At 71.7% G+C, this 22957-nt stretch carries 21 protein-coding genes; 12 read left to right on the plus strand and 9 right to left on the minus strand.

Going from position 1 to position 22957, the window contains the following annotated elements; genetic code table 11:
• Positions 1–20: 20 nt before the first annotated feature.
• Positions 21–860 carry an LURP-one-related family protein gene (locus ACZ404_RS16705; RefSeq protein ID WP_468440367.1) on the plus strand — a complete coding sequence of 280 codons (840 nt, stop codon included), beginning with the start codon at positions 21–23 and terminating at the stop codon, positions 858–860.
• A gap of 676 nt (positions 861–1536) precedes the next feature.
• Here ACZ404_RS16705 and ACZ404_RS16710 read toward each other — a convergent pair.
• Positions 1537–2361 carry a Fic family protein gene (locus tag ACZ404_RS16710; RefSeq protein WP_468440369.1) on the minus strand — a complete coding sequence of 275 codons (825 nt, stop codon included), beginning with the start codon at positions 2359–2361 and terminating at the stop codon, positions 1537–1539.
• A gap of 100 nt (positions 2362–2461) precedes the next feature.
• On the opposite strand from ACZ404_RS16710, the gene ACZ404_RS16715 reads away from it, so the two are divergent.
• Positions 2462–3442 carry an ATP-binding protein gene (locus tag ACZ404_RS16715; RefSeq protein WP_468440371.1) on the plus strand — a complete coding sequence of 327 codons (981 nt, stop codon included), beginning with the start codon at positions 2462–2464 and terminating at the stop codon, positions 3440–3442.
• 46 nt (positions 3443–3488) lie between these two features.
• On the opposite strand, the gene ACZ404_RS16720 is transcribed toward ACZ404_RS16715, so the two are convergent.
• The gene (locus ACZ404_RS16720; RefSeq protein ID WP_468440373.1) at positions 3489–4754 is read right to left on the minus strand and encodes a polysaccharide deacetylase family protein; all 1266 of its coding nucleotides are present in this window, start codon (positions 4752–4754) and stop codon (positions 3489–3491) included.
• A gap of 340 nt (positions 4755–5094) precedes the next feature.
• Here ACZ404_RS16720 and ACZ404_RS16725 point away from each other — a divergent pair, with 340 nt between their 5' ends.
• The 6 genes from ACZ404_RS16725 (at position 5095) to ACZ404_RS16750 (ending at position 12920) form a co-directional block, all read left to right on the plus strand.
• Positions 5095–7407 carry a SulP family inorganic anion transporter gene (locus ACZ404_RS16725; protein WP_468440375.1) on the plus strand — a complete coding sequence of 771 codons (2313 nt, stop codon included), beginning with the start codon at positions 5095–5097 and terminating at the stop codon, positions 7405–7407.
• Between the two features lie 92 nt (positions 7408–7499).
• Positions 7500–9455 (plus strand): acetate--CoA ligase, encoded by a 1956-nt coding sequence (acs, locus tag ACZ404_RS16730; protein WP_468440377.1) that lies wholly within the window; start codon positions 7500–7502, stop codon positions 9453–9455.
• A 182-nt stretch (positions 9456–9637) separates the two neighbouring features.
• Positions 9638–11080, plus strand: a complete 1443-nt coding sequence (gene nhaA, locus ACZ404_RS16735) for a Na+/H+ antiporter NhaA (protein WP_468440601.1) — start codon at positions 9638–9640, stop codon at positions 11078–11080.
• 113 nt (positions 11081–11193) lie between these two features.
• A complete protein-coding gene (locus tag ACZ404_RS16740) occupies positions 11194–11682 on the plus strand; it encodes a phage holin family protein (RefSeq protein ID WP_468440379.1) in 489 nt (162 codons plus the stop codon).
• On the plus strand, positions 11679–12602 hold the full coding sequence (locus ACZ404_RS16745; protein ID WP_468440381.1) for an alpha/beta fold hydrolase: 924 nt from the start codon (positions 11679–11681) through the stop codon (positions 12600–12602). The genes ACZ404_RS16740 and ACZ404_RS16745 overlap by 4 nt, the downstream gene beginning before the upstream one ends.
• Before the next feature lie 138 nt (positions 12603–12740).
• The gene (locus ACZ404_RS16750) at positions 12741–12920 is read left to right on the plus strand and encodes a hypothetical protein (RefSeq protein WP_468440383.1); all 180 of its coding nucleotides are present in this window, start codon (positions 12741–12743) and stop codon (positions 12918–12920) included.
• 21 nt (positions 12921–12941) lie between these two features.
• Here ACZ404_RS16750 and ACZ404_RS16755 read toward each other — a convergent pair whose 3' ends face one another.
• The 3 genes from ACZ404_RS16755 to nth form a co-directional block, all read right to left on the minus strand.
• On the minus strand, positions 12942–14141 hold the full coding sequence (locus ACZ404_RS16755; RefSeq protein ID WP_468440385.1) for a MarP family serine protease: 1200 nt from the start codon (positions 14139–14141) through the stop codon (positions 12942–12944).
• Positions 14142–14258: 117 nt separating this feature from the next.
• Positions 14259–14954: an NUDIX hydrolase gene (locus ACZ404_RS16760; RefSeq protein WP_468440387.1), complete on the minus strand. Its 696-nt coding sequence runs from the start codon at positions 14952–14954 to the stop codon at positions 14259–14261.
• Between the two features lie 52 nt (positions 14955–15006).
• The gene (gene nth, locus ACZ404_RS16765; RefSeq protein ID WP_468440603.1) at positions 15007–15891 is read right to left on the minus strand and encodes an endonuclease III; all 885 of its coding nucleotides are present in this window, start codon (positions 15889–15891) and stop codon (positions 15007–15009) included.
• A gap of 309 nt (positions 15892–16200) precedes the next feature.
• On the opposite strand from nth, the gene ACZ404_RS16770 reads away from it, so the two are divergent.
• Positions 16201–16875, plus strand: coding sequence for a Crp/Fnr family transcriptional regulator (locus ACZ404_RS16770; RefSeq protein ID WP_030734182.1), 675 nt, complete (start codon positions 16201–16203; stop codon positions 16873–16875).
• A 71-nt stretch (positions 16876–16946) separates the two neighbouring features.
• Complete coding sequence (locus ACZ404_RS16775; protein ID WP_468440389.1) at positions 16947–17771, plus strand: nucleotidyltransferase domain-containing protein; 825 nt, start codon at positions 16947–16949, stop codon at positions 17769–17771.
• Positions 17772–17813: 42 nt separating this feature from the next.
• On the opposite strand, the gene ACZ404_RS16780 is transcribed toward ACZ404_RS16775, so the two are convergent.
• The 4 genes from ACZ404_RS16780 to ACZ404_RS16795 form a co-directional block, all read right to left on the minus strand.
• Positions 17814–18644, minus strand: a complete 831-nt coding sequence (locus ACZ404_RS16780) for an MBL fold metallo-hydrolase (RefSeq protein WP_468440391.1) — start codon at positions 18642–18644, stop codon at positions 17814–17816.
• Complete coding sequence (locus tag ACZ404_RS16785) at positions 18641–19525, minus strand: NUDIX hydrolase (protein ID WP_468440393.1); 885 nt, start codon at positions 19523–19525, stop codon at positions 18641–18643. The genes ACZ404_RS16780 and ACZ404_RS16785 overlap by 4 nt, the downstream gene beginning before the upstream one ends.
• A gap of 90 nt (positions 19526–19615) precedes the next feature.
• Positions 19616–20080, minus strand: coding sequence for a RidA family protein (locus tag ACZ404_RS16790; protein WP_468440395.1), 465 nt, complete (start codon positions 20078–20080; stop codon positions 19616–19618).
• Positions 20077–20253: a DUF4177 domain-containing protein gene (locus ACZ404_RS16795; RefSeq protein WP_468440397.1), complete on the minus strand. Its 177-nt coding sequence runs from the start codon at positions 20251–20253 to the stop codon at positions 20077–20079. The genes ACZ404_RS16790 and ACZ404_RS16795 overlap by 4 nt, the downstream gene beginning before the upstream one ends.
• A 119-nt stretch (positions 20254–20372) precedes the next feature.
• On the opposite strand from ACZ404_RS16795, the gene bagA reads away from it, so the two are divergent.
• Together bagA and bagB are read left to right on the plus strand one after the other, a co-directional pair.
• Positions 20373–21350: an ATPase BagA gene (gene bagA / locus ACZ404_RS16800; RefSeq protein ID WP_468440399.1), complete on the plus strand. Its 978-nt coding sequence runs from the start codon at positions 20373–20375 to the stop codon at positions 21348–21350.
• Complete coding sequence (gene bagB / locus ACZ404_RS16805) at positions 21347–22759, plus strand: ATPase BagB (RefSeq protein WP_468440401.1); 1413 nt, start codon at positions 21347–21349, stop codon at positions 22757–22759. Before bagA ends, bagB begins: the two co-directional genes overlap by 4 nt.
• Positions 22760–22957: the final 198 nt, after the last annotated feature.

Below are 22957 nucleotides of genomic sequence, written 5' to 3' on the forward strand. Positions count from 1 at the left end.
CATCAGGGTAGTGTGCCCCGGTGACCACGCAATCGAACACTCCTGCAGGCTGGTACCCCGATCCGCACGGGGCGGCGCAGACGCTCCGGTACTGGGACGGCGCGCAGTGGACCGAGCACACCAACCCGGACGGGCAGGCCGGTGGGCAGGCTCCGCAGCAGCAGGCCGTACCGCAGTTCCCGCAGCAGCAGGCCGCCGATGCCAAGGTGCAGCGCCAGGTGCAGAAGCAGGCGGGCGTCGCGGCCGGCGGCCCCGGCGGCGGCACCCTGTTCACCGAGCCGGTCCTGGTGGTGAACCAGAAGGCCAAGCTGATCGAGCTGACCAACGAGTACAAGGTCATGGACCAGAACGGCCGCGAGATCGGCGCGGTCGTCGAGGTCGGGCAGAGCGTTCTGAAGAAGATCGCGCGCTTCGTCTCCAGTCTCGACCAGTTCATGACCCACAAGCTGGAGATCCGCGACGCCCACGGCCGGCCGCAGCTGGTGCTGACCCGGCCCGCGAAGTTCTTCAAGTCCCGGGTGATCGTGACCCGTCCGGACGGCTCGCCGGTCGGTGAGATCGTCCAGCAGAACATGATCGGGAAGATCAACTTCGCGATGAACGTGAACGGCCAGCAGGTCGGCGCGATCAAGGCGGAGAACTGGCGGGCGTGGAACTTCGCCATCGTCGACCACGCGGGCAACGAGGTCGCCCGGATCACCAAGACCTGGGAAGGCCTCGCCAAGACGCTGTTCACGACGGCGGACAACTACGTTCTGCAGATCCACTACCAGCTGTCCGAGCCGCTGCTGAGCCTGGTGGTGGCGACGGCCCTGACCGTGGACACCGCCCTCAAGCAGGATTCGCGGGGCTGGGGCTGAGCCCGGCCCGCACGGGGACATGACGGCGCCGGGGGGGGGGGGGGGGGGGGTTCCCCCCCCCCCCCCCCCCCCCCCCCCCCCCCCAAAAAAAAAAACCCCCCTCCCCCCCCCCCCCCCCCCCCCCCCCCCCCCCCCCCCCCCCCCCCCCCCTCCCCCCCCCCCCCCCCTCCCCCCCTCCCCCCCCCCCCCCCCCCCCTCCCTTCCCCCCCCCCCCCCCCCCCCCCCCCCCCCCCCCCCCCCCCCCCCCCCCCCCCCCCCCCCCGACCGCGGGTCTGGTCTGGTACGCCAGCCGGCGCCGCAACCTCGCCACCTGACCGACCGATTCGCCCCGTTTACGGGTGAAAGTAAAGAAGTGCAGGCGGGGGTTCCGCTTGCTCCCTGCTTGCAGTACAAAGGATGCAACGGCCCGCGTGACCAAAAGGACATCCGCGAGGATCACCTACCATTACGCACTTGGCCCCACGGACCGCGCATGAACACCGGGCACCCACGCGACGTCGACCCGTCGATTACGGGCCAGCCGCACCAGGTGACGGGCAAAGTACCCGACCTGATGGGCGAACATCGAGGACGCTTGGTAACCCGGTGAGCATGCCAGCGGCGGTACGAGCACTCGTACCGCCGCAACCCATGTCCGGGCAGTTTTCCCCGCGCCCCGCCCCGCGGCGTGCCGCGCTCAGGCGGCGCCGCGCTGCAGCGCCTCGCACACGGCGGTGGACTCGCGCACGCCCAGCTCGACCGCGCGGCCGCAGTGGGCGATCCAGGCCGCCATGCCCTCGGGGGTGCCGGAGACGTACCCGTCCAGCGCGGCGAGGTAGGAGGCGCGCCCCAACTCGGCGTGGCCCACCTCGGCCGGGCAGACGGACTTCGGGTCGAGACCGCTGCCGATCAGGACGATCCGCTCGGCCGCGCGCGCGACCAGGCCGTTGTACGAGGTGAAGGGCCGCAGCGCGAGCAGCTCGCCGTGCACGACGGCGGCCGTCACCAGCGCCGGAGCGGAGCTGCCCGCGATGATCAGGTCCGCGAGCCCCTCGAGCCGGCCGGAGACCTCCTCGGCGTCCGGCAGCGGCAGCTCGACCAGCGGCTCGTCGACCGGCTCCCCCGCCTGGCGCGGCCGGCCGACCTCGGGCCCCTTGTCCGCCGCGGCCACCAGGTGCAGCCGCGCCAGCACCCGGAGCGGCGACTGGCGCCAGATGGACAGCAGCTGGCCCGCCTCGGCCGTCAGCCTGAGCGCCGCGCCCATGACGCGCGCCTCGGCGTCGCCGCTGAAGTCGGTGCGCCGCCGCACCTCCTCCAGCGCCCAGTCGGCACCGGAGAGCGCCGCCGAGCCGCGGGCGCCGCGCAGCGCGGCCTCGGAGGTGATCTCGTTGCTGCGGCGCCGCATGACGCGGTGCCCGTACACCCGGTCCACGGCCTTGCGCACGGACTCCACGGACTCGGCCACACCGGGCAGCGAACCCAGGGCCGCGAGCGGATCGGCGGACGCGCCTGTCGTACTCATGAGTACGACACTACGCACCTTGCGCCCGCACCCCACGAAGGAGTGGTCTTCTTCACTCCCCCTGACACACACAGCTATCACATGACTACTCTTCGTGAACATGAAAATTGCTTTCGTCGGGAAGGGCGGCAGCGGCAAGACCACGCTCTCCTCCCTGTTCATCCGCCACCTCGTGGCGGCCGGCGCGCCGGTGGTCGCCATCGACGCGGACATCAACCAGCACCTCGGCCCCGCGCTGGGCCTCGAGGAGGCCGAGGCGGCCGCCCTGCCCGCCATGGGCGAACGGCTGTCGCTGATCAAGGACCATCTGCGCGGCTCCAACCCGCGCATCGCCTCCGCCGCCACGATGATCAAGACGACCCCGCCCGGCGCGGGCTCGCGGCTGGTCGGGGTGCGGGAGCCCAACGCGATCTACGACGCCTGTGCGCGCCCGGTGGAACTCGACGGCGGCGCCGCACGTTTGATGGTCACCGGCCCCTTCACGGACGCCGACCTGGGGGTCGCCTGCTACCACTCCAAGACGGGAGCGGTGGAGCTGTTCCTGAACCACCTCGTCGACGGCCCCGACGAGTACGTCGTGGTCGACATGACGGCTGGTTCGGACTCCTTCGCCTCCGGCATGTTCACCCGCTTCGACATGACGTTCCTCGTCGCCGAGCCGACCCGGAAGGGGGTCTCCGTCTACCGCCAGTACAAGGAGTACGCCCGCGACTTCGGCGTGGCCGTCAAGGTCGTCGGCAACAAGGTGCAGGCGCAGGACGACATCGACTTCCTCCGCGCGGAGGTCGGGGACGACCTGCTGGTGACGGTCGGGCACTCGGACTGGGTGCGTGCCATGGAGAAGGGCCGCCCGCCCCGGTTCGACCTCCTGGAGGAGGGCAACTCCCGTGCGCTGCAGGCACTGCGGGCCGCCGCCGACGCCACCTACGAGCTGCGTGACTGGGAGCGCTACACGCGCCAGATGGTGCAGTTCCACCTGAAGAACGCCGAGGCGTGGGGCAACGAGCGCACCGGGGCCGACCTGGCGGCGCAGGTCGACCCCGGGTTCGTCCTCAGCGAGGGTGTGACCACTCCCGCGTGAGGCTCACCGCTCGGCGGTGAGAAGCGCTGCTGCGCGACGGTGAGGCCTACTGCTTGACGGCCGGGGCTCCGGGGACGCCCTTCGGCGCCGGGGCCGGGCGGCCGGAGAGGAAGGACGCCCAGCCCTGCCGGGGTGCCTCCCCCACCTTCAGGGTGCGCAGTCTCTTCAGCGTCTGCGGATCCTGCGCGTCCAGCCAGTCCACGAGCTGGTGGAAGGAGACACAGCGCACCTCGGGCTTGTTGCACACCTCCTTCACCACCTCGTCGACGGCCCGCATGTAGGTGCCGCCGTTCCAGGACTCGAAGTGGTTGCCGATGATCAGGGGCGCGCGGTTGCCGTCGTAGGCCCGGTAGAAGCCCTTGAGCAGGCCGTCGCGCATCTGGTCGCCCCAGTAGTCGAACTTGTCGGGGTCGCCCTGGGTCTGCGTCCCGGACTGGTTGACCATGAAGTTGTAGTCCATGGTCAGCTGCTCGTAGGTGTGCCCTGGGAAGGGGACGAGCTGCATCGACAGGTCCCACAGCCCTTCCTTCTTCTTGGGCCAGACCTGGTCGTTGACGCCGCTGGAGTCGTAGCGGAAGCCCAGCTGGCCGGCCGCCTTCATGAAGTTCTTCTGCCCCTCCAGGCAGGGGGTGCGGGCGCCGATCAGTTCCTTGTCGTAGTCGAAGGGCAGCGGGGCCGTCTTCGTCATGCCGGTGTTGGTCTTCCAGCTCTTCACGAACTGCTTGGCCTGGGCGATCTCGTCCTTCCACTCCTCCACCGACCACTCGCCGACTCCGCCGTCGGGACCGCAGAAGTGACCGTTGAAGTGTGTGCCGATCTCGTTGCCCTCGAGCCAGGCCAGCCGCACCTGCTTGAGCGTGTCGGCGATGCCCTGCTCGTCATTGAAGCCGATCTCCGAGCTGCCCGGCTCGTGCTGCGGCGGCTTGTAGAGGTCCCGCTTCTCCTTCGGCAGCATGTAGACGCCGCTGAGGAAGTAGGTCATCGTCGCGTGGTTCTCCTTGGCGACCTTGCGGAAGTGGGAGAACAGCTTCTGGCTGTCCTCCCCCGCACCGTCCCAGGAGAAGACCACGAACTGCGGGGGCTTCTCCCCGGGCTTCAGCCGCTCGGGGACGGGCAGGTGCGGCTGCGCACCGGTGTAGGCGGTGGATCCGTCGCCGATCAGGCGGAGCACGCTGTTGGGTGCCGGCGCTCCTTTCTGGGGGCCGGACGTTCCTTCCTTCGAGCCGTTGGAGCCGGTCGCGCAACCGGCCAACGACGCGGCACAGGCCGCGGCGACCACGGCGCCGGCGGCGATCCTCTGGGTGGCGGCCATGTTCCGCCCCACCTTCTTCCTTCTCTCAGGCAAACGCTGATGAGGGCGTTTTCTGGTGATCTGCCGGTTGTGTGCCGACAGGGCCGCCAAGGTCGCACGGGACCAAAAGGTGAATTAATACGACAAGCCGATGAACTGCTCGGTTCATGCGCACAGGTGACAAAGTGGTCCATTTGCACCGAAAAGCTATTCCCGACCTTTACTCTGCATTACGATTCGTTTACCGAGCGTTGATCTCATCCCGCCGCTGTACGCCGTGACCCCACGGCCGCGACCGAACCCCCGCACTCGGCGGGGCACCCCTTAGTCCGCGACCGCGCCACCCGGAGGAGACGGGACCATGTCAGCCTGCGCACCCCCGCACACCCAGCACCCCCACCCCCCGCACAGCCCGCCCGCCCGGCGCCGCCGCTTCACCCCGCAGGGCGCCGATGTGTCCGCGTCCGTCGCGGTGTTCCTGATCGCCCTGCCCTTGTCCCTCGGCATCGCCCTGGCCACCGGCGCCCCGCTGCAGGCCGGCCTCGTCGCCGCCGCCGTCGGCGGACTCGTCGCCGGACGGCTCGGCGGCTGTCCGCTGCAGGTCAGCGGGCCCGCCGCCGGACTCACGGTGGTCACCGCCGACCTGATCCACCGCTACGGCTGGCAGGCCACCTGCGGCATCACCGTCCTCGCCGGGCTCGCCCAGCTGGGCCTCGGTTGCCTGCGCGTGGCGCGGGGCGCGCTCGCCGTCAGCCCCGCCGTGGTGCACGGCATGCTCGCCGGCATCGGCATCACCATCGCCGTGGCCCAGTTGCACATCGTCCTCGGCGGCAGCCCGGACAGCTCCGTCCTCGCCAACCTCAGGGCCCTGCCCGCCCAGTTGGCCCGCCTGCACCCGGCCGCCGTGTCGATGAGCGCCCTGACCCTGACCCTGCTGCTGGCCTGGCCGCGCATCCCCGGCCGCACCGGCCGCGTGCTGCGCAGGGTCCCGGCCCCGCTGGTCGCCGTCGCCGGGGCCACCGCCACCGCCGGACTGACCGGGCTGACCCTGCCCCGCGTCGACCTGCCGTCCTGGCGCAGCCACGCCCTGGCCGGACTGCCCGAGGGGCCGGTGCTCGGCATCGCCGCCGCCGTGCTCAGCACCACCCTGGTATGCAGCGTGCAGTCGCTGCTCGGCGCGGTCGCCGTGGACAAGCTGGTCGCGTCCCGCCCCGGCCCGCAGGCCCACGTCGGGCGCTCGGACCTGGATCGCGAGCTGCTCGGGCAGGGCGCCGCCAACATCGTCTCCGGGGCACTCGGCGGACTGCCCGTCGCGGGCGTGGCGGTGCGGAGTTCGGCAAATGTGAATTCAGGTGCCGTGAGCCGGAACTCCACGATGCTGCACGGCGTTCTCGTAGTAGTCGCCGCGCTGCTGATGGTCCCGCTCCTGGAGCAGATCCCGCTCGCCTCGCTCGCCGCCCTGGTGATGGCCGTCGGCATCCAGATGGTGTCCCTGCACCACATCCGCACGGTGACGCGCCACCGCGAAGTGCTGGTGTACGCCGCCACCACACTCGGCGTGGTGTTCCTCGGCGTCCTGCAGGGGGTGGCCCTCGGGGTCGCCGTGGCGGTCGCCCTGGCCCTGCACCGCCTCACCCGCACCCGTATCACGCACGACGAGAAGAAGGGAGTCCATCACGTCCATGTACGAGGCCAGCTGACGTTCCTCGCGGTGCCCCGGCTCAGCCGAGCCCTGCATCTCGTACCCCAAGGCGCCCATGCCGTCGTGGAGTTGGACGGCTCGTTCATGGACCACGCGGCGTACGAGTCGCTGCAGGACTGGCGCAGTTCCCACACCGCGCGGGGCGGCACCGCCGAGCTGACGGGGCGGCACAGCGCGGTCGGAGCCGGCGCCCCGGTCCCGTCGGCGGTGTGCCGGTGCCGGCCCTGGACGCCGTGGCGCAACCACCAGGCCTGCTTCACCGGGGCACCCACCGCCCCGGCCACCCCGGCCGCCCGTGAACTCGCCCGCGGCATCAGCTCCTTTCAGCGGAACACCGCGCCGCTGGTGCGGGAGGAGCTGGCGCGGCTGGCGCGGGAGGGGCAGCGGCCCTCGCAGCTCTTCCTCACCTGTGCCGACTCCCGGCTCGTCACGTCGATGATCACCGCCAGTGGTCCCGGCGACCTGTTCGTCGTCCGCAACATCGGCAACCTGGTGCCGCCGCCGGGCGAGGAGCACGGCGACGACTCGGTGGCGGCCGCCATCGAGTACGCCGTGGACGTGCTCGGGGTGCGGTCCATCACGGTGTGCGGGCACTCCGGGTGCGGGGCGATGCAGGCCCTGCTGGCCGCCGAGCCCGGGGGTGCGGTCACCCCGCTCAGGCGGTGGCTCGGGCACGGGCTGCCGAGCCTGGAGCGGCTGGCCGGCGACCACCGCACCCAGCCCCGGCTGGCCGGGCGGGCGCCCGCCGACGCGGTGGAGGAGCTGTGCCTGACCAACGTGGTGCAGCAGCTGGAACACCTGCGCGCCCACGCGCCGGTCGCCCGGGCGCTGGCGGCCGGTGCGCTCGAGCTGCACGGGATGTACTTCCACGTGGGCGAGGCGCAGGCGTATCTGCTCGGCGCGGACGCGGACGGCGAGGTGTTCGAAGAGGTGCGAGAGGAGGTACTGGAGCACACCACCCGACAGGTCTAAACCAATTTTGCCGTCGACCCTTGTCATCGGCCCCCCGCGTCTGATGAGCTGTGGCCTGGGACACAACGGACACCCTGGGAAAGGGAGATGTCGTGAGCAACGAAAGCCTGGCCAACCTCTTGAAGGAGGAGCGACGCTTCGCGCCGCCCGCTGACCTGGCCGCGGGCGCCAACGTCACGGCGGAGGCGTACGAACAGGCCAAGGCTGACAGGCTCGGCTTCTGGGCCGAGCAGGCCCGCCGGCTGACCTGGGCCAAGGAACCGACCGAGACGCTGGACTGGTCGAACCCGCCGTTCGCGAAGTGGTTCAAGGACGGCGAGCTGAACGTCGCGTACAACTGCGTGGACCGGCATGTCGAGGCCGGGCTCGGGGACCGGGTCGCCATCCACTTCGAGGGCGAGCCCGGCGACAGCCGGTCGATCACCTACGCGGAGCTGAAGGACGAGGTCTGCAAGGCCGCCAACGCCCTGCTCGAGCTCGGTGTCCGCAAGGGCGACCGGGTCGCCATCTACATGCCGATGATCCCGGAGACCGCGATCGCGATGCTGGCCTCGGCCCGGATCGGCGCCGCGCACTCGGTCGTCTTCGGCGGCTTCTCGGCCGACGCGCTCGCCACCCGGATCCAGGACGCGGACGCCAGGATCGTCATCACGGCCGACGGCGGCTGGCGGCGCGGCAAGCCGTCCGCGCTCAAGCCGGCCGTCGACGAGGCGATCGCCAAGGTCGACAACGTCGAGCACGTGCTGGTGGTGCGCCGTACCGGGCAGGACGTGGCCTGGGACGGCGAGCGGGACGTGTGGTGGCACGAGCTGGTGGGACGGCAGTCCGCCGAGCACACCCCGGAGGCGTTCGAGGCCGAGCACCCGCTGTTCATCCTCTACACCTCGGGTACGACCGGGAAGCCGAAGGGCATCCTGCACACCTCCGGCGGCTACCTCACACAGTGCGCCTACACCCACTGGGCGGTCTTCGACCTCAAGCCGGAGACCGACGTCTACTGGTGCACGGCCGACGTCGGCTGGGTCACCGGGCACTCGTACATCGTGTACGGCCCGCTGGCCAACGGCGCGACCCAGGTCATGTACGAGGGCACGCCGGACACCCCGCACCAGGGCCGGTTCTGGGAGATCGTGGAGAAGTACCGGGTCACGATCCTCTACACCGCGCCCACCGCGATCCGTACGTTCATGAAGTGGGGCGACGACATCCCCGCCAACTTCGACCTGTCCTCGCTGCGGGTCCTCGGTTCCGTGGGCGAGCCGATCAACCCCGAGGCGTGGATCTGGTACCGCAAGAACATCGGCGCCGACCGGACGCCGGTCGTGGACACCTGGTGGCAGACCGAGACCGGCGCGATGATGATCTCGCCGCTGCCCGGTGTGACCGCCGCCAAGCCCGGCTCCGCGCAGACCCCGCTGCCCGGCATCTGCGCGACCGTGGTCGACGACGAGGCGAACGAGGTGCCCGACGGCGGCGGTGGCTACCTGGTCCTCACCGAGCCGTGGCCCTCGATGCTGCGCACCATCTGGGGCGACGACCAGCGGTTCATCGACACCTACTGGTCCCGCTTCGAGGGCCGGTACTTCGCCGGTGACGGGGCGAAGAAGGACGACGACGGCGACATCTGGCTGCTCGGCCGGGTCGACGACGTCATGCTGGTCTCCGGGCACAACATCTCCACCACCGAGGTGGAGTCGGCGCTCGTCTCGCACCCGTCGGTCGCCGAGGCGGCCGTCGTCGGCGCCACCGACGAGACCACCGGCCAGGCCATCGTCGCGTTCGTCATCCTGCGCGGCACGGCGTCCGAGGACGAGAAGCTGATCGGCGAGCTGCGCGACCACGTCGGCGCCACGCTCGGCCCGATCGCCAAGCCCAAGCGGATCCTGCCGGTGGCGGAGCTGCCGAAGACCCGGTCGGGCAAGATCATGCGCCGCCTGCTGCGGGACGTGGCCGAGAACCGCCAGCTCGGTGACGTCACCACGCTGACCGACTCCACGGTCATGGACCTCATCCAGGCCAAGCTTCCGGCGGCGCCGAGCGAGGACTGAGGACGGCGTCGAACGGGGGTGCCCGGTCCGGTCGGGCACCCCCGTTCGTTCGCCACACTGACCTCACACGGTAAAGCCGGGTAAACTGGCAGCTCCATGGTGTGCCGGGAAGTCTGGTCGGCGAAGCCGTCGGCGACCCCGCGACGGCCGACAGACGCCGTACCGACCCGGAGGTCCCCACCGTGGCCGCGTCCCGCACCCCGCACCCCGCCCGCAAGGTCCTTGGACGCCTGTCCCTGCCCGAGCGGACCGTCGTCGCGGACGCGCTGCGCACCGAGACCGTCGGCGGCGTCCTGCTGCTGCTCGCCGCCGTGGCCGCGCTCGTCTGGGCGAACATCCCGGCCCTGCGCCACAGCTACGAGTCCGTCAGCCACTTCCACTTCGGCCCCGCCGCCCTCGGCCTGCACCTCTCGGTCGCCCACTGGGCCGCCGACGGACTGCTCGCGGTGTTCTTCTTCGTGGCCGGCATCGAGCTCAAGCGCGAGCTGGTCGCCGGGGACCTGCGCGACCCGAGAGCGGCGGCGCTGCCCGTGGTGGCGGCGCTGTGCGGCATGGCCGCACCGGCGCTGGTCTACACCCTCACCAGCCTCACCGGGGGCGGCTCCCTCCGGGGCTGGGCGGTGCCCACCGCCACCGACATCGCCTTCGCGCTGGCCGTCCTCGCGGTCATCGGCACCTCGCTGCCCAGTGCCCTGCGCGCCTTTCTGCTGACCCTCGCGGTCGTCGACGATCTCTTCGCGATCCTGATCATCGCGGTCTTCTTCACGGACCGGATCAGTCTTCCCGCGCTCGGCGGCGCCGCCGCCGGGCTGGTGGTGTTCTGGCTGCTCCTGCGCAAGGGGGTGCGCGGCTGGTACGTGTACGTGCCGCTGGGGCTGGTGATCTGGGCACTGATGTACAACAGCGGCGTGCACGCGACCATCGCGGGCGTCGCCATGGGCCTGATGCTGCGCTGCACCACCCGCGAGGGCGAGGAGCACTCGCCGGGCGAGCACATCGCGCACCTGGTGCGGCCGCTGTCGGCCGGGCTCGCCGTACCGCTGTTCGCGCTGTTCAGTGCGGGGGTGACGGTGTCGGGCGGGGCGCTCGGGGACGTGTTCACCAAGCCGGAGACGCTCGGGGTGGTGCTCGGTCTGGTCCTGGGCAAGACGCTCGGCATCTTCGGCGGCACCTGGCTGACCGTCCGCTTCACCCGTGCCTCCCTCAGCGAGGACCTCGCCTGGGCCGACGTGTTCGCCGTGGCCACGCTCGCCGGGATCGGCTTCACCGTCTCACTGCTCATCGGCGAACTGGCCTTCGACGGCGACGCGGTCCTCACCGACGAGGTGAAGGCCTCCGTCCTCACCGGCTCGCTGATCGCGGCCCTGTGCGCCACCGTGCTGCTGAAGATACGCAACGCCAAGTACCGCAGGCTGTGCGCGGACGAGGAGCGCGACGAGGACCTCGACGGCATCCCGGACGTCTACGAGGAGGACGATCCCGCCTACCACCTGCGGATGGCGAGGATCTACGAGGACAAGGCCGCCGAGCACCGGCGCATCGCCGCCGAGAAGGCCGAGGCGGCGCGCCACGGGCTTCAAGAAGTGCCGGGCGGGGCAGGCGAGGAGGACGGCCGTCCGGCATGATCTGACGAGACGGTACAAAACAAGACGGCCCCATGCGGCAGGCAGCCCCGTCCGGCAGACAGCCCAGGGGGGCAGTCCCCATGCGGCAGACACGACTTCACAGGGAGAACGCGATGAGCGCACCCGACGGCAGCCCGGTCGGCGCCGAACGCAGCATCGGCCAGCTGTTCGCCTCGGCGACGACCGAATTGTCGGCGCTGGTGCACGACGAGATCGCGCTGGCCAAGGCTCAGCTCAAACAGGACGTCAAGCGCGGCGCGGTCAGCGGCGGCGCGTTCTCGGTGGCCGGCGCGGTGCTGGTGTTCTCCCTGCCGATGCTCAACTTCGCGCTGGCGTACGGCATTCGGACCTGGAGCGGCTGGAACCTGGCCGTCTGCTTCCTGCTGTCCTTCCTGGCCAACGTACTGATCGCCGGCCTGCTCGCACTGATCGGCACGGTGTTCGCGAAGAAGGCCAAGAAGAGCAAGGGCCCGCAGAAGGTCGCCGCGTCGATGAAGGAGACGGCGGGCGTGCTGCAGAACGCCAAGCCGCATCCGCGCCCGGAACTGACCGAGGACCGGGCGCCCCAGGCCATCGAGGCTGTGGCACGCTCGTCGTCATGACGGAGCCCGCCGCTCCTTCGGCCGTACGGCTCGAAGGACCCTGGACACACCGCGACGTCGCCGCCAACGGCGCCCGCTTCCACATCGCCGAACTCGGCGACGGCCCCCTGGTGCTGTTGCTGCACGGCTTCCCGCAGTTCTGGTGGACCTGGCGCCACCAGCTGGTCGCGCTCGCCGACGCGGGCTACCGCGCGGTGGCCATGGACCTGCGGGGCGTCGGCGGCAGCGACCGCACCCCGCGCGGGTACGACCCCGCCAACCTCGCCCTCGACGTCACCGGCGTGGTCCGCTCGCTCGGCGAGCCGGACGCGGCGCTGGTCGGCCACGACCTGGGCGGCTATCTGGCGTGGACGGCCGCGGCGATGCGCCCCAAGCTCGTACGGCGGCTCGCAGTCGTCTCGATGCCGCACCCTCGGCGCTGGCGCTCCGCGATGCTGCGGGACGCCCGGCAGACGGCCGCGAGTTCCTACATCTGGGGCTTCCAGCGGCCGTGGATCCCCGAGCGGCAGCTGACCGCCGACGACGGCGCGCTGGTGGGCCGGTTGATCCGGGAGTGGTCCGGGCCGCGGCTGCCGGAGGACGAGGCCGTGGAGACGTACCAGCGGGCCATGTGCATCCCGTCGACCGCGCACTGCGCGATCGAGCCGTACCGCTGGCTGGTGCGCTCGCTGGCCCGCCCGGACGGCATCCAGTTCAACCGCAGGATGAAGCGGCCGGTCAGGGTGCCCACGCTGCATCTGCACGGCTCCCTCGACCCGGTCACCCGCACGCGCAGCACGGCCGGTTCGGGCGAGTACGTCGAAGCCCCCTACCGCTGGCGCCTGTTCGACGGCCTCGGGCACTTCCCGCACGAGGAAGACCCGGCGGCGTTCTCCACCGAGCTCGTCAACTGGCTGAAGGATCCCGAGCCGGACCGGTGAGCGGGGCGGTGCACGGAGTGTCCGGTTGCCGTCCGGTTGCTGAACACATGTCCCTCGAACGGCCACATGCCTGCCGCATAGGCCAATTGGGGGCCGCGCAGGCGGTTATCGACCTTGGGGCAGGGCACAAGTCCGGGTATGGGCTGGACGCACGACTACAGTGACGCACCCCGCAACCGCCGCCCCGCCGCCGGGCCGGTCTCCTCGCAGCGCGGCGCCCCGCAGCTGGCGGAGGCGGAACTCAGGGTGGGGATTCCGCGCATCCTGCGCCGCCGGGCGCGCTGGGTCTCGGTGCGTCTGCGTCACCCGCGCGGCTGAGCCGCCCGCCGCCTCCCGCCGTCACAGGGCGCAGCTGTCGGTGCCCACCTGCTCGTTCGCCGTACGGCCACGGACGATGTCCTGCTGGATCTCGTCCGCCGTGAGGGCGTAGCCGGTGTCGGCGTCGTCGAGGGACTTGGCGAACACCACGCCGTAGACCCTGCCCTGGGGGGTGAGCAGCGGGCCACCGGAGTTGCCCTGGCGGACGGTCGCGTACAGGGAGTAGACGTCGCGGCTGACCGTGCCACGGTGGTAGATGTCCGGGCCGTGGGCCGTGATGCGCCCGCGGACCCGCGCGGCGCGCACGTCGTACGCCCCGTTCTCCGGGAAGCCCGCGACGATCGCGCCGTCGCCGTCGGCCGCGTCGCGCGGGGCGAACTTCAGGGCGGTCGCCTTCAGGTCGGGTACGTCGAGGACGGCGATGTCGCGCTTCCAGTCGTAGAGCACGACCTTCGCGTCGTACCGGCGGCCCACTCCCCCGATCTGCACGGTGGGCTCGTCGACGCCCCCGACGACGTGCGCGTTGGTCATGACGCGGCGGTCGGCGAACACGAAGCCGCTGCCCTCCAGCACCTTTCCGCAGCTCTGGGCGGTGCCCGTCACCTTGACGATGGACCGCTGCGCGCGCAGCGCGACCCCGCTGTGGGCGAGGGCGGGGTCGGGCGGCTTGACCTCCTTGATCGGCTCGTCGGAGAACGGGCTGAAGACCTGCGGGAACCCGTTCTGCCCGAGGACCGAGGTGAAGTCCTTGAACCAGGTGCCGGCCTCGTCGGGCAGCACTTCCTGCACGCCCAGCAGCACCTTGGAGCCGCGCACCTCCCGGCCCATGGTGGGGAGCGTGGTCTGGGCGAGCGCGGAGCCGAGCAGCCAGGCGACCAGGAGCATCGCCAGGACGTTGACCAGCGCACCGCCGGTGGCGTCCAGGGCGCGGGCCGGGGACCAGGTGATGTACCGGCGCACCTTGTTGCCGAGGTGGGTGGTCAGGGCCTGTCCGACGGAGGCGCAGACGATGACGACGACCACGGCGACGATGGCTGCGACCATGCCGACCTGCGCCTCACCGGTCGCCGCGTCCCAGACGACCGGCAGCGTGTACACGGCGACGAGGCCTCCGCCGAGGAAACCGATCACCGACAGGATGCCGACGACGAAGCCCTGGCGGTAGCCGACGACCGCGAACCACACGGCCGCGACCAGCAACAGGATGTCCAGCACGTTCACCGCTTCAGGCCTCGCCTATCCACTCCGGTCCGGGCAGCTCGGCCGGGAGCCCGGCCCCGCGCACCACGGCGGCGGGGCACCGCGCCCCCGGGACGACACAGCACGGGGTTCACCCTGTCATGACCGCCGGTCGAGCGGGACCTGCTTCTCCCTGTCCCAGGGGCGCTCCCAGCCCGCGAAGTGCAGCAGGCGGTCGATCACTCCGGCGGTGAAACCCCACACCAGGGCCGATTCGACCAGGAATGCCGGACCTCGGTGGCCGCTGGGGTGGACGGTGGTGGCGCGGTTCGTGGGATCCGTGAGATCCGCCACGGGGACGGTGAAGACACGGGCGGTCTCGTTCGGGTCCACGACGCCGACCGGGCTGGGCTTGCGCCACCAGCCGAGCACGGGGGTGACGACGAAGCCGCTGACCGGGATGTAGAGCGAGGGCAGCGCGCCGAAGAGCTGCACGCCGGACGGGTCGAGGCCGGTCTCCTCCTCGGCCTCGCGCAGCGCGGCTCTGAGCGGCCCGTCGCCCCGCGGGTCGCCGTCCTCCGGGTCGAGGGCGCCGCCGGGGAAGGAGGGCTGCCCGGCGTGGGAGCGCAGCGAGCCGGCCCGCTCGATGAGCAGCAGCTCGGGGCCCCGCTCGCCCTCGCCGAACAGGATGAGCACCGCCGACTGGCGCCCCGAGCCGTTCTCCGGCGGCAGGAAGCGGCTGAGCTGGAGCGGCTCGACCGTCTCCGCCGCCCGCACCACCGGATCCAGCCAGCCGGGCAGGCCCTCCTTGCTCAGCGTCACCGGGCCGTCCTGCGTGTCGCGCGTGTACGTCATCGCCACCCCCGTCCTGCCGTGTCCAACGCCCGAGGGCACCGAGATCGTTCCGTCATCCGGCCCCCAGCGGCGGCGCCGGCCTGCCGCCCGCGTCGAGGTAGGCCTGCGGGGGCTTCAGGCGCTGGCCCGGGAAGCCGCCCTTCTCGTACTTCAGGAGCTTCTTCGCCTTCTCCGGGTCGGTCTCGCCCTCGCCGTAGGCCGGGCAGAGCGGGGCGATGGGGCAGGCGCCGCACGCGGGCTTGCGCGCGTGGCACATGCGCCGGCCGTGCCAGATCACGTGGTGGGAGAGGTCGGTCCAGTCGCTCTTCGGGAACAGCGCGCCGATGGCCGCCTCGATCTTGTCGGGCTCGGTCTCCTCGGTCCACTTCCAGCGCCGCACCAGCCGCTGGAAGTGCGTGTCCACGGTGATGCCGGGCCGCCCGAACGCGTTGCCGAGCACGACGAAGGCGGTCTTGCGGCCGACGCCGGGCAGCTTGACCAGGTCCTCCAGCCTGCCGGGCACCTGGCCGCCGAAGTCCGCCACGAGCGCCTTGGACAGCCCTATGACGGACTTGGTCTTGGCCCGGAAGAAGCCGCAGGGGCGCAGGATCTCCTCGACCTCCTCCGGGTTGGCCGCGGCCAGGTCCTCGGGGGTGGGGTACTTCGCGAAGAGCGCCGGGGTCGTCTGGTTGACGCGCAGGTCGGTGGTCTGGGCCGACAGCACCGTGGCCACCACCAGCTGGAAGGGGTTGTCGAAGTCCAGCTCCGGGTGCGCGTACGGGTAGACCTCGGCGAGCTCGCGGTTGATGCGGCGGGCGCGGCGGACGAGCGCCGTGCGCGACTCCTCGGCCGGCGGCTTCGCCGCGACCTTCCTGACCGGCGAGGCCTTCTTCACGGCAGCCTTCCTCGCGCTCACGGCCTTCTCACCCACGGCGCCCCTTTTAACCGATTTGCCGATTTTCTCACCACCATCGGGATCCTGTTCGCCCACAGCGGAATCGCGACGTACAACCACCCGCCCAGCCCCCTTGGCCTGTGCTCTCACCGGCGATTTGGACACCCGGCCAGCCTAAAGCCCGGCACCGACAATCGTCCCGGACCCGGAAGATCAGCCCCCGATTGGACCCCTGCCGCTTACCTCGGGACACCTGTGCGGCATCCTTGTGACAGATCACACTGTTTGGACCGTCCGGCAAAATGGGGAACACGGTCCCCTGGCACACGGGGGAGCAAGATCCCCTGAGCAGGTCGACAAGGAGAGAACTCAGTGGACGACGTTCTGCGGCGCAACCCGCTCTTCGCGGCTCTCGACGACGAGCAGGCCGCGGAGCTTCGCGCCTCCATGAGTGAGGTGACCCTCGCACGCGGCGACTCGCTGTTCCACGAGGGCGACCCCGGCGACCGGCTGTACGTCGTCACCGAGGGCAAGGTCAAGCTGCACCGCACCTCCCCCGACGGCCGCGAGAACATGCTCGCCGTCGTCGGCCCCGGCGAGCTGATCGGCGAGCTGTCGCTGTTCGACCCGGGCCCCCGCACGGCCACCGCGACCGCGCTGACCGAGGTCAAGCTGCTCGGTCTCGGCCACGGCGACCTGCAGCCCTGGCTGAACGTGCGCCCCGAGGTGGCCGGCGCCCTGCTGCGCGCCGTCGCCCGTCGTCTGCGCAAGACCAACGACGCCATGTCCGACCTGGTCTTCTCCGACGTCCCCGGGCGCGTGGCGCGCGCCCTGCTGGACCTCTCCCGCCGCTTCGGCGTGCAGTCCGAGGAGGGCATCCACGTCGTCCACGACCTCACGCAGGAGGAGCTGGCCCAGCTGGTCGGCGCCTCGCGCGAGACCGTGAACAAGGCCCTGGCGGACTTCGCCCAGCGCGGATGGCTGCGCCTGGAGGCGCGGGCCGTGATCCTGCTGGACGTGGAGAGGCTCGCGAAGCGCTCGCGCTGACCGACACCGCCTGTTGCCGGACGGGCGAAAATCGCTGTGCTCCACCGGTTCTGCCGGGGCACAGTGACCGCATGCCCGAACCTCCCGTTCCGCACGGCCTCGACGCCCAGGGGTTCCTCGCGCGCGAAGGCTCCCTCGCGCGCGTGCAGCCCGTCTTCCGCCCGGTCGTGACCGCCGCGCGCGACCGGCTGCCGGATCTCTTCGGCACCCGCCTGCACAGTGCGTACCTCTACGGGTCGATTCCGCGCGGCACCGCGCGCGTGGGGCGCAGCGATCTGGACCTGCTGGTCGCCCTGGACGAGGAGCCTCAGGACGCCGACCGGGAGGCCGTGCGCGCCCTCGGTGCGGCGCTGGACGAGGAGTTCGAGCAGATCGACGGCGTCGGCACGCTGCTCCACGGCCGGCAGCGGTTGCTGAGCGAGGCCGAGAGGTACGACCTCGGCTGGTTCGTGGCCTGTCTGTGCACCCCGCTGCTCGGCGACGACCTCGCCGGGCACCTGCCCCGCTACCGCCCCGACTCCTTGCTGGCCCGCGAGACCAACGGCGACCTGGCCCGGCTGCTGCCGCGCTGGCGCCGGCGGATCACGGCGGCCGAGGACACGGAGGAGGCCCGGCGGCCGCTCGTCCGCTTCATGTCCCGGCATCTCGTGCGCACCGGCTTCACCCTGGTCATGCCCCGCTGGCAGGGCTGGACGAGCGACCTGCGGGAGATGGCCGCCGTGTCCGGCGCCTACTACCCCGAGCGCGCCGGACAGCTGGGCACGGCGGCGGAGTACGGCTACGAGCCCGTCGGCGACCGGAGCGTCCTGGCGTCGTACGTGGACGACCTCGGCCCCTGGCTCGCCGCGGAGTACGCGCGCGTGCACGGCGTGAAGGCCCCGCGGCCGGCGGACTGAGACCGGCTTCCCGAGCGGCACGACCACGCGTGCGCCAGGGCTCTAGATGAGCCCGTGCTCGCGCAGGTACTCCAGCTGGGCCCGCACCGACAGTTCGGCCGCCGGCCACAGGGAGCGGTCCACGTCGGCGTACACGCGGGCGACGACCTGGGCGGGGGTGCGGTAGCCGTCCTCCACGGCCGTCTCGACCTGGGCGAGGCGGTGGGCGCGGTGGGCCAGGTAGAACTCGATGACGCCCTGGGCGTCCTCCAGGACCGGTCCGTGGCCCGGCAGGACCGTGTGGACGCCGTCGTCGACGGTGAGCGACCTGAGACGGCGCAGGGAGTCCAGGTAGTCGCCGAGACGGCCGTCCGGGTGCGCGACCACCGTCGTACCGCGTCCGAGAACGGTGTCGCCGGTCAGCACCGCCCGGTCGGCCGGGAGGTGGAAGCAGAGCGAGTCCGCGGTGTGCCCGGGCGTCGGCACGACTCTCAGCTCGAGGCCGTCGACCGTGACGACGTCCCCGGCGGCCAGGCCCTCGTCGCCGAGCCGCAGCGCCGGATCCAGCGCACGCACGCGCGTGCCCGTCAGCTCCGCGAACCGCGCGGCGCCCTCGGCGTGGTCGGGGTGGCCGTGGGTGAGCAGGGTCAGGGCTATGCGCCTGCCGGCCTTCTCGGCCGTGTCGACCACGGCCCGCAGATGGGCGTCGTCCAGCGGGCCCGGGTCTATCACCACGGCCCGGTCCGAGTCGGGCTCGGCCACGATCCAGGTGTTGGTGCCGTCCAGGGTCATCGCGGAGGCGTTCGGGGCGAGGACGTTGACCGCCCGCTCGGTGGCCGGCCCGGACAGGACCCCGCCCCGGGGCTGGCCGGGCAGGGCGGCTGCGTCGGTCATGCGGGGCCTCCACCGGTGCTCGTCGGGACGGTGGGGATGTGCTTGGTGAACTCGTCGTGCCCCGGCCAGGACAGGACGATCCGGCCGTCCTCCAGGCGGGCGCTCGCCAGCACCGGGGTCATGTCGCGCGCGGGGGCCGCGGCGAGCGCCTCGGCGGCGGTGGCGTACGGCAGCAACTGGCGCAGCGTGGCGATGGTGGGCGGCATCATCAGCAGCTCGCCCCGGTCGTACCCGGCGGCCGCCTCCTCGGGGCGGATCCACACGGTGCGGTCGGCCTCCGTGGAGGCGTTGCGGGTGCGCTGCCCCTCGGGGAGCGCGGCCACGAAGAACCAGGTGTCGTAGCGGCGGGCCTCGAACTCCGGGGTGATCCAGCGCGTCCAGGCACCCAGCAGGTCGGAGCGCAGCATCAGACCGCGCCGGTCCAGGAACTCCGCGAAGGACAGCTCGCGCGCGACCAGGGCGGCCCGGTCCGCCTCCCAGTCCGCACCGGTGGTGTCACCGACGACCGAGTCCGGGCCGGGCCCGGCGAGCAGGACGCCCGCCTCCTCGTACGTCTCCCGGACGGCCGCGCAGACGATCGCCTGCGCGCCGCTCTCGTCGACGCCGAGCCGCTCGGCCCACCACGCGCGCGTGGGGCCCGCCCAGCGGACCTGGCGGTCGTCGTCGCGCGGGTCGACGCCGCCGCCGGGATAGGCGTACGCGCCTCCGGCGAAGGCCATGGAGGCGCGTCTGCGCAGCATGTGGACGACCGGGCCGGCGGCGGTGTCCCGCAGGAGCAGCACGGTCGCCGCGCGCCTGGGGGACACCGGTGTGAGGGTGCCGTCCGCGAGCGCGCGGATGCGGTCCGGCCACTCCGGGGGGTACCACTGACCGTTCGCCATGGCCGGAGGCTATCCCGTATAGGGCGAATGTTCGAGGGCTGCCCGAGGTCAGCGGGCCGACGGCACCTCAGAACGCACCGGCCGGCGGGGTCAGGGAACCAGCTCGACCTGGATCTCGACCTCCACCGGCGCGTCCAGCGGCAGTACCGCGACGCCGACCGCGCTGCGTGCGTGCACGCCCTTGTCGCCGAGGACCTCGCCGAGCAGTTCGCTGGCGCCGTTGACGACACCGGGCTGCCCGGTGAAGTCGGCGGCCGAGGCGACGAACCCGACGACCTTCACCACGCGCGCGATGCGGTCCAGGTCACCGGCGACGGACTTCACGGCGGCCAGCGCGTTCAGCGCGCACGTACGGGCCAGCTCCTTGGCCTCCTCCGGGGTGACCTCGGCGCCCACCTTGCCGGTCACCGGCAGCTTGCCCTCCACCATCGGCAGCTGACCGGCGGTGTAGACGTACACGCCGGACTGCACGGCCGGCTGGTAGGCGGCCAGCGGCGGCACGACCTCCGGCAGGGTCAGCCCCAGTTCGGCCAGCTTGGCCTCGACCGCGCTCATACCTGCCGCTCCTGCTGTGCCGGCTTCTGCCGCTTCAGGTAGGCCACGAGCTGCTCGGGGTTGGGCCCGGGCACGACCTGGACCAGCTCCCAGCCGTCGTCGCCCCAGGTGTCCAGAATCTGCTTCGTGGCGTGGACGAGCAGTGGCACGGTTGCGTATTCCCACTTGGTCATGGGGGCGACTGTAGCCGCTGTGACGGAAGGGGCAGGGCACCGAACACCTGGCCGACTGTGACCATCGTTATCCACAGCCTCCCGCGTGACGGTCGGCCGGACTGGTTAGGCTCGAAGACGTGAGCAGGCTCCAGGTCGTCAGCGGCAAGGGCGGGACCGGAAAGACGACGGTCGCCGCCGCACTCGCGCTGGCCCTCGCGACCGAGGGGAAGCGGACGCTTCTCGTGGAGGTCGAGGGCCGGCAGGGCATCGCACAGCTCTTCGAGACGGAAGCGCTGCCCTACGAAGAACGGAAGATCGCGGTCGCGCCCGGGGGCGGGGAGGTGTACGCCCTGGCCATCGACCCCGAACTGGCCCTTCTGGACTATCTCCAGATGTTCTACAAGCTCGGCGGTGCCGGACGGGCCCTGAAGAAGCTCGGCGCGATCGACTTCGCGACCACCATCGCGCCCGGGCTGAGAGACGTGCTCCTCACCGGCAAGGCGTGCGAGGCGGTGCGCCGCAAGGACAGGTCCGGTCGGTTCGTCTACGACTACGTGGTCATGGACGCGCCGCCGACCGGCCGCATCACCCGCTTCCTGAACGTCAACGACGAGGTGGCGGGCCTGGCGAAGATCGGCCCGATACACAATCAGGCGCAGGCGGTCATGCGGGTGCTGAAGTCCCCGGAGACGGCGGTGCACCTGGTGACGCTGCTGGAGGAGATGCCGGTCCAGGAGACCGCCGACGGCATCGCCGAACTCCGCGCGGCGCGGCTGCCGGTGGGCAGGATCATCGTGAACATGGTCCGTCCCGAGGTGTTGGACGAGGCGGATCTGGAACTCGTCCGGACCGTGCCGCGTTCTTCCGTTGCGCAGGCCCTGTCGGCCGCCGGGCTCGGCGGGGCGCGGCGCGGCGGGCACGCCGAGCGGCTGGTGGACCCGCTGCTGGAGCAGGCCTCGGAGTACGCCGAGCGGTACGCGCTGGAGCAGGAGCAGCGCGCGGTCCTCGGCGAGCTGGGCCTGCCGCTGGGCGAATTGCCGCTGCTCGCCGAGGGCATGGACCTCGCGGGCCTGTACGAACTCGCCACCGAGCTGCGGAAGCAGGGGTTGTCATGAGTCCGGACCCGGCACAGACGAGGGCCGCCCAGGAGGCCGGCCGTCCGCCTCTCTCCCCCGCGCGCGTGCTCGACGTGGACGCCCTGCTGGACGACCCGAAGACCCGGATCGTGGTGTGCTGCGGCTCCGGCGGCGTGGGCAAGACGACGACCGCGGCGGCACTGGGCCTCAGGGCGGCCGAGCGGGGCCGCAAGGTGGTCGTCCTCACCATCGACCCGGCGCGCAGGCTGGCCCAGTCGATGGGCATCGACTCGCTCGACAACGTGCCCCGGCGGGTGAAGGGCACAGAGGGCGACGGCGAACTGCACGCCATGATGCTCGACATGAAGCGCACCTTCGACGAGGTCGTCGAGGCGCACGCGGACCCCGCCCGGGCGGCCGCGATCCTGGCGAACCCCTTCTACCAGTCGCTCTCGGCGGGCTTCGCGGGCACGCAGGAGTACATGGCGATGGAGAAGCTGGGGCAGCTGCGGGCCAGGGACGAGTGGGACCTGATCGTGGTCGACACCCCGCCGTCCCGGTCGGCGCTGGACTTCCTGGACGCGCCCAAGCGGCTCGGCTCCTTCCTGGACGGCCGGCTGATCCGGCTGCTGACGGCTCCGGCCAAGCTCGGCGGCCGCGCCGGGATGGCCTTCCTCAACGTCGGCATGTCGATGATGACCGGCACGCTGGGCAAGCTGCTGGGCGGTCAGCTGCTGAAGGACGTGCAGACGTTCGTGGCCGCGATGGACACCACCTTCGGCGGCTTCCGTACGCGCGCGGACGCGACGTACAAGCTGCTCCAGGCACCCGGTACGGCGTTCCTGGTGGTGGCGGCCCCGGAGCGGGACGCGCTGCGCGAGGCCGCGTACTTCGTGGAGCGGCTGGCCGCGGAGGACATGCCGCTGGTGGGGCTGGTGCTCAACCGGGTCCACGGCAGTGGCGCCGGCCGACTGTCGGCCGAGCGTGCGCTCGCCGCCGCGGAAAATCTTGAGGACCCCCGCATTGTGGATCAGGGGGACGGGAAAGCTGGACTTCGTAACTCTCCCGAAACGTACGGCAGTTCAGAATCTCCCGCTTCAGAACCTCCTGAGCCTCCCGTGTCAGGGTCTGCTGTGTCTCCCGGCTCGGAGTCTCCGGCTTCCGGAGCTCCCGCAGCCGAGACCGCGGCCGAGGGCATCGCTTCCGAAGAAGGCTCCCCCGCCACCCCGGAGCGCACCGTCGACCAGCTGACCGCCGGGCTGCTGAGGCTGCACGCCGACCGCATGCAGCTGCTCTCGCGCGAGCAGCGCACGCGTGGCCGCTTCACCGCCCGCCACCCCGAGGTGGCGGTCGTCGAGGTGCCCGCGCTGCCCGGTGACGTGCACGACCTCACGGGCCTGCGTGACATCGGGGACCGGCTGGCGGCGGGGCATACGGAGACGACGTAGCGGAGGACGCACACCCGAAGACGAACATCCGACAACGCACACCCGGAGGCACACGCCCGAAGACGCACACCCGGAGGCACACGCCCGAAGACGCACACCCGGAGGCACACGCCCGAAGACGCACGCCCGGAGACACGCGCCCGAAGAGAACACACCCGAACACACGCGCCGGAGACACGTGCCGATGACACGCCCCGG

The sequence above is a fragment of the Streptomyces sp. NPDC030798 genome, from assembly GCF_055572275.1.

Excerpts from the sequence above, each read along its gene's own strand:
- ACZ404_RS16710 (WP_468440369.1), bottom strand. The coding sequence starts at position 2,361 with ATGAGTACGACAGGCGCGTCCGCCGATCCGCTCGCGGCCCTGGGTTCG.
- ACZ404_RS16715 (WP_468440371.1), top strand. The coding sequence starts at position 2,462 with ATGAAAATTGCTTTCGTCGGGAAGGGCGGCAGCGGCAAGACCACGCTC.
- ACZ404_RS16720 (WP_468440373.1), bottom strand. The coding sequence starts at position 4,754 with ATGGCCGCCACCCAGAGGATCGCCGCCGGCGCCGTGGTCGCCGCGGCC.
- ACZ404_RS16725 (WP_468440375.1), top strand. The coding sequence starts at position 5,095 with ATGTCAGCCTGCGCACCCCCGCACACCCAGCACCCCCACCCCCCGCAC.
- ACZ404_RS16740 (WP_468440379.1), top strand. The coding sequence starts at position 11,194 with ATGAGCGCACCCGACGGCAGCCCGGTCGGCGCCGAACGCAGCATCGGC.
- ACZ404_RS16745 (WP_468440381.1), top strand. The coding sequence starts at position 11,679 with ATGACGGAGCCCGCCGCTCCTTCGGCCGTACGGCTCGAAGGACCCTGG.
- ACZ404_RS16750 (WP_468440383.1), top strand. The coding sequence starts at position 12,741 with ATGGGCTGGACGCACGACTACAGTGACGCACCCCGCAACCGCCGCCCC.
- ACZ404_RS16760 (WP_468440387.1), bottom strand. The coding sequence starts at position 14,954 with ATGACGTACACGCGCGACACGCAGGACGGCCCGGTGACGCTGAGCAAG.
- ACZ404_RS16775 (WP_468440389.1), top strand. The coding sequence starts at position 16,947 with ATGCCCGAACCTCCCGTTCCGCACGGCCTCGACGCCCAGGGGTTCCTC.
- ACZ404_RS16780 (WP_468440391.1), bottom strand. The coding sequence starts at position 18,644 with ATGACCGACGCAGCCGCCCTGCCCGGCCAGCCCCGGGGCGGGGTCCTG.
- ACZ404_RS16785 (WP_468440393.1), bottom strand. The coding sequence starts at position 19,525 with ATGGCGAACGGTCAGTGGTACCCCCCGGAGTGGCCGGACCGCATCCGC.
- ACZ404_RS16790 (WP_468440395.1), bottom strand. The coding sequence starts at position 20,080 with ATGAGCGCGGTCGAGGCCAAGCTGGCCGAACTGGGGCTGACCCTGCCG.
- ACZ404_RS16795 (WP_468440397.1), bottom strand. The coding sequence starts at position 20,253 with ATGACCAAGTGGGAATACGCAACCGTGCCACTGCTCGTCCACGCCACG.
- bagB (WP_468440401.1), top strand. The coding sequence starts at position 21,347 with ATGAGTCCGGACCCGGCACAGACGAGGGCCGCCCAGGAGGCCGGCCGT.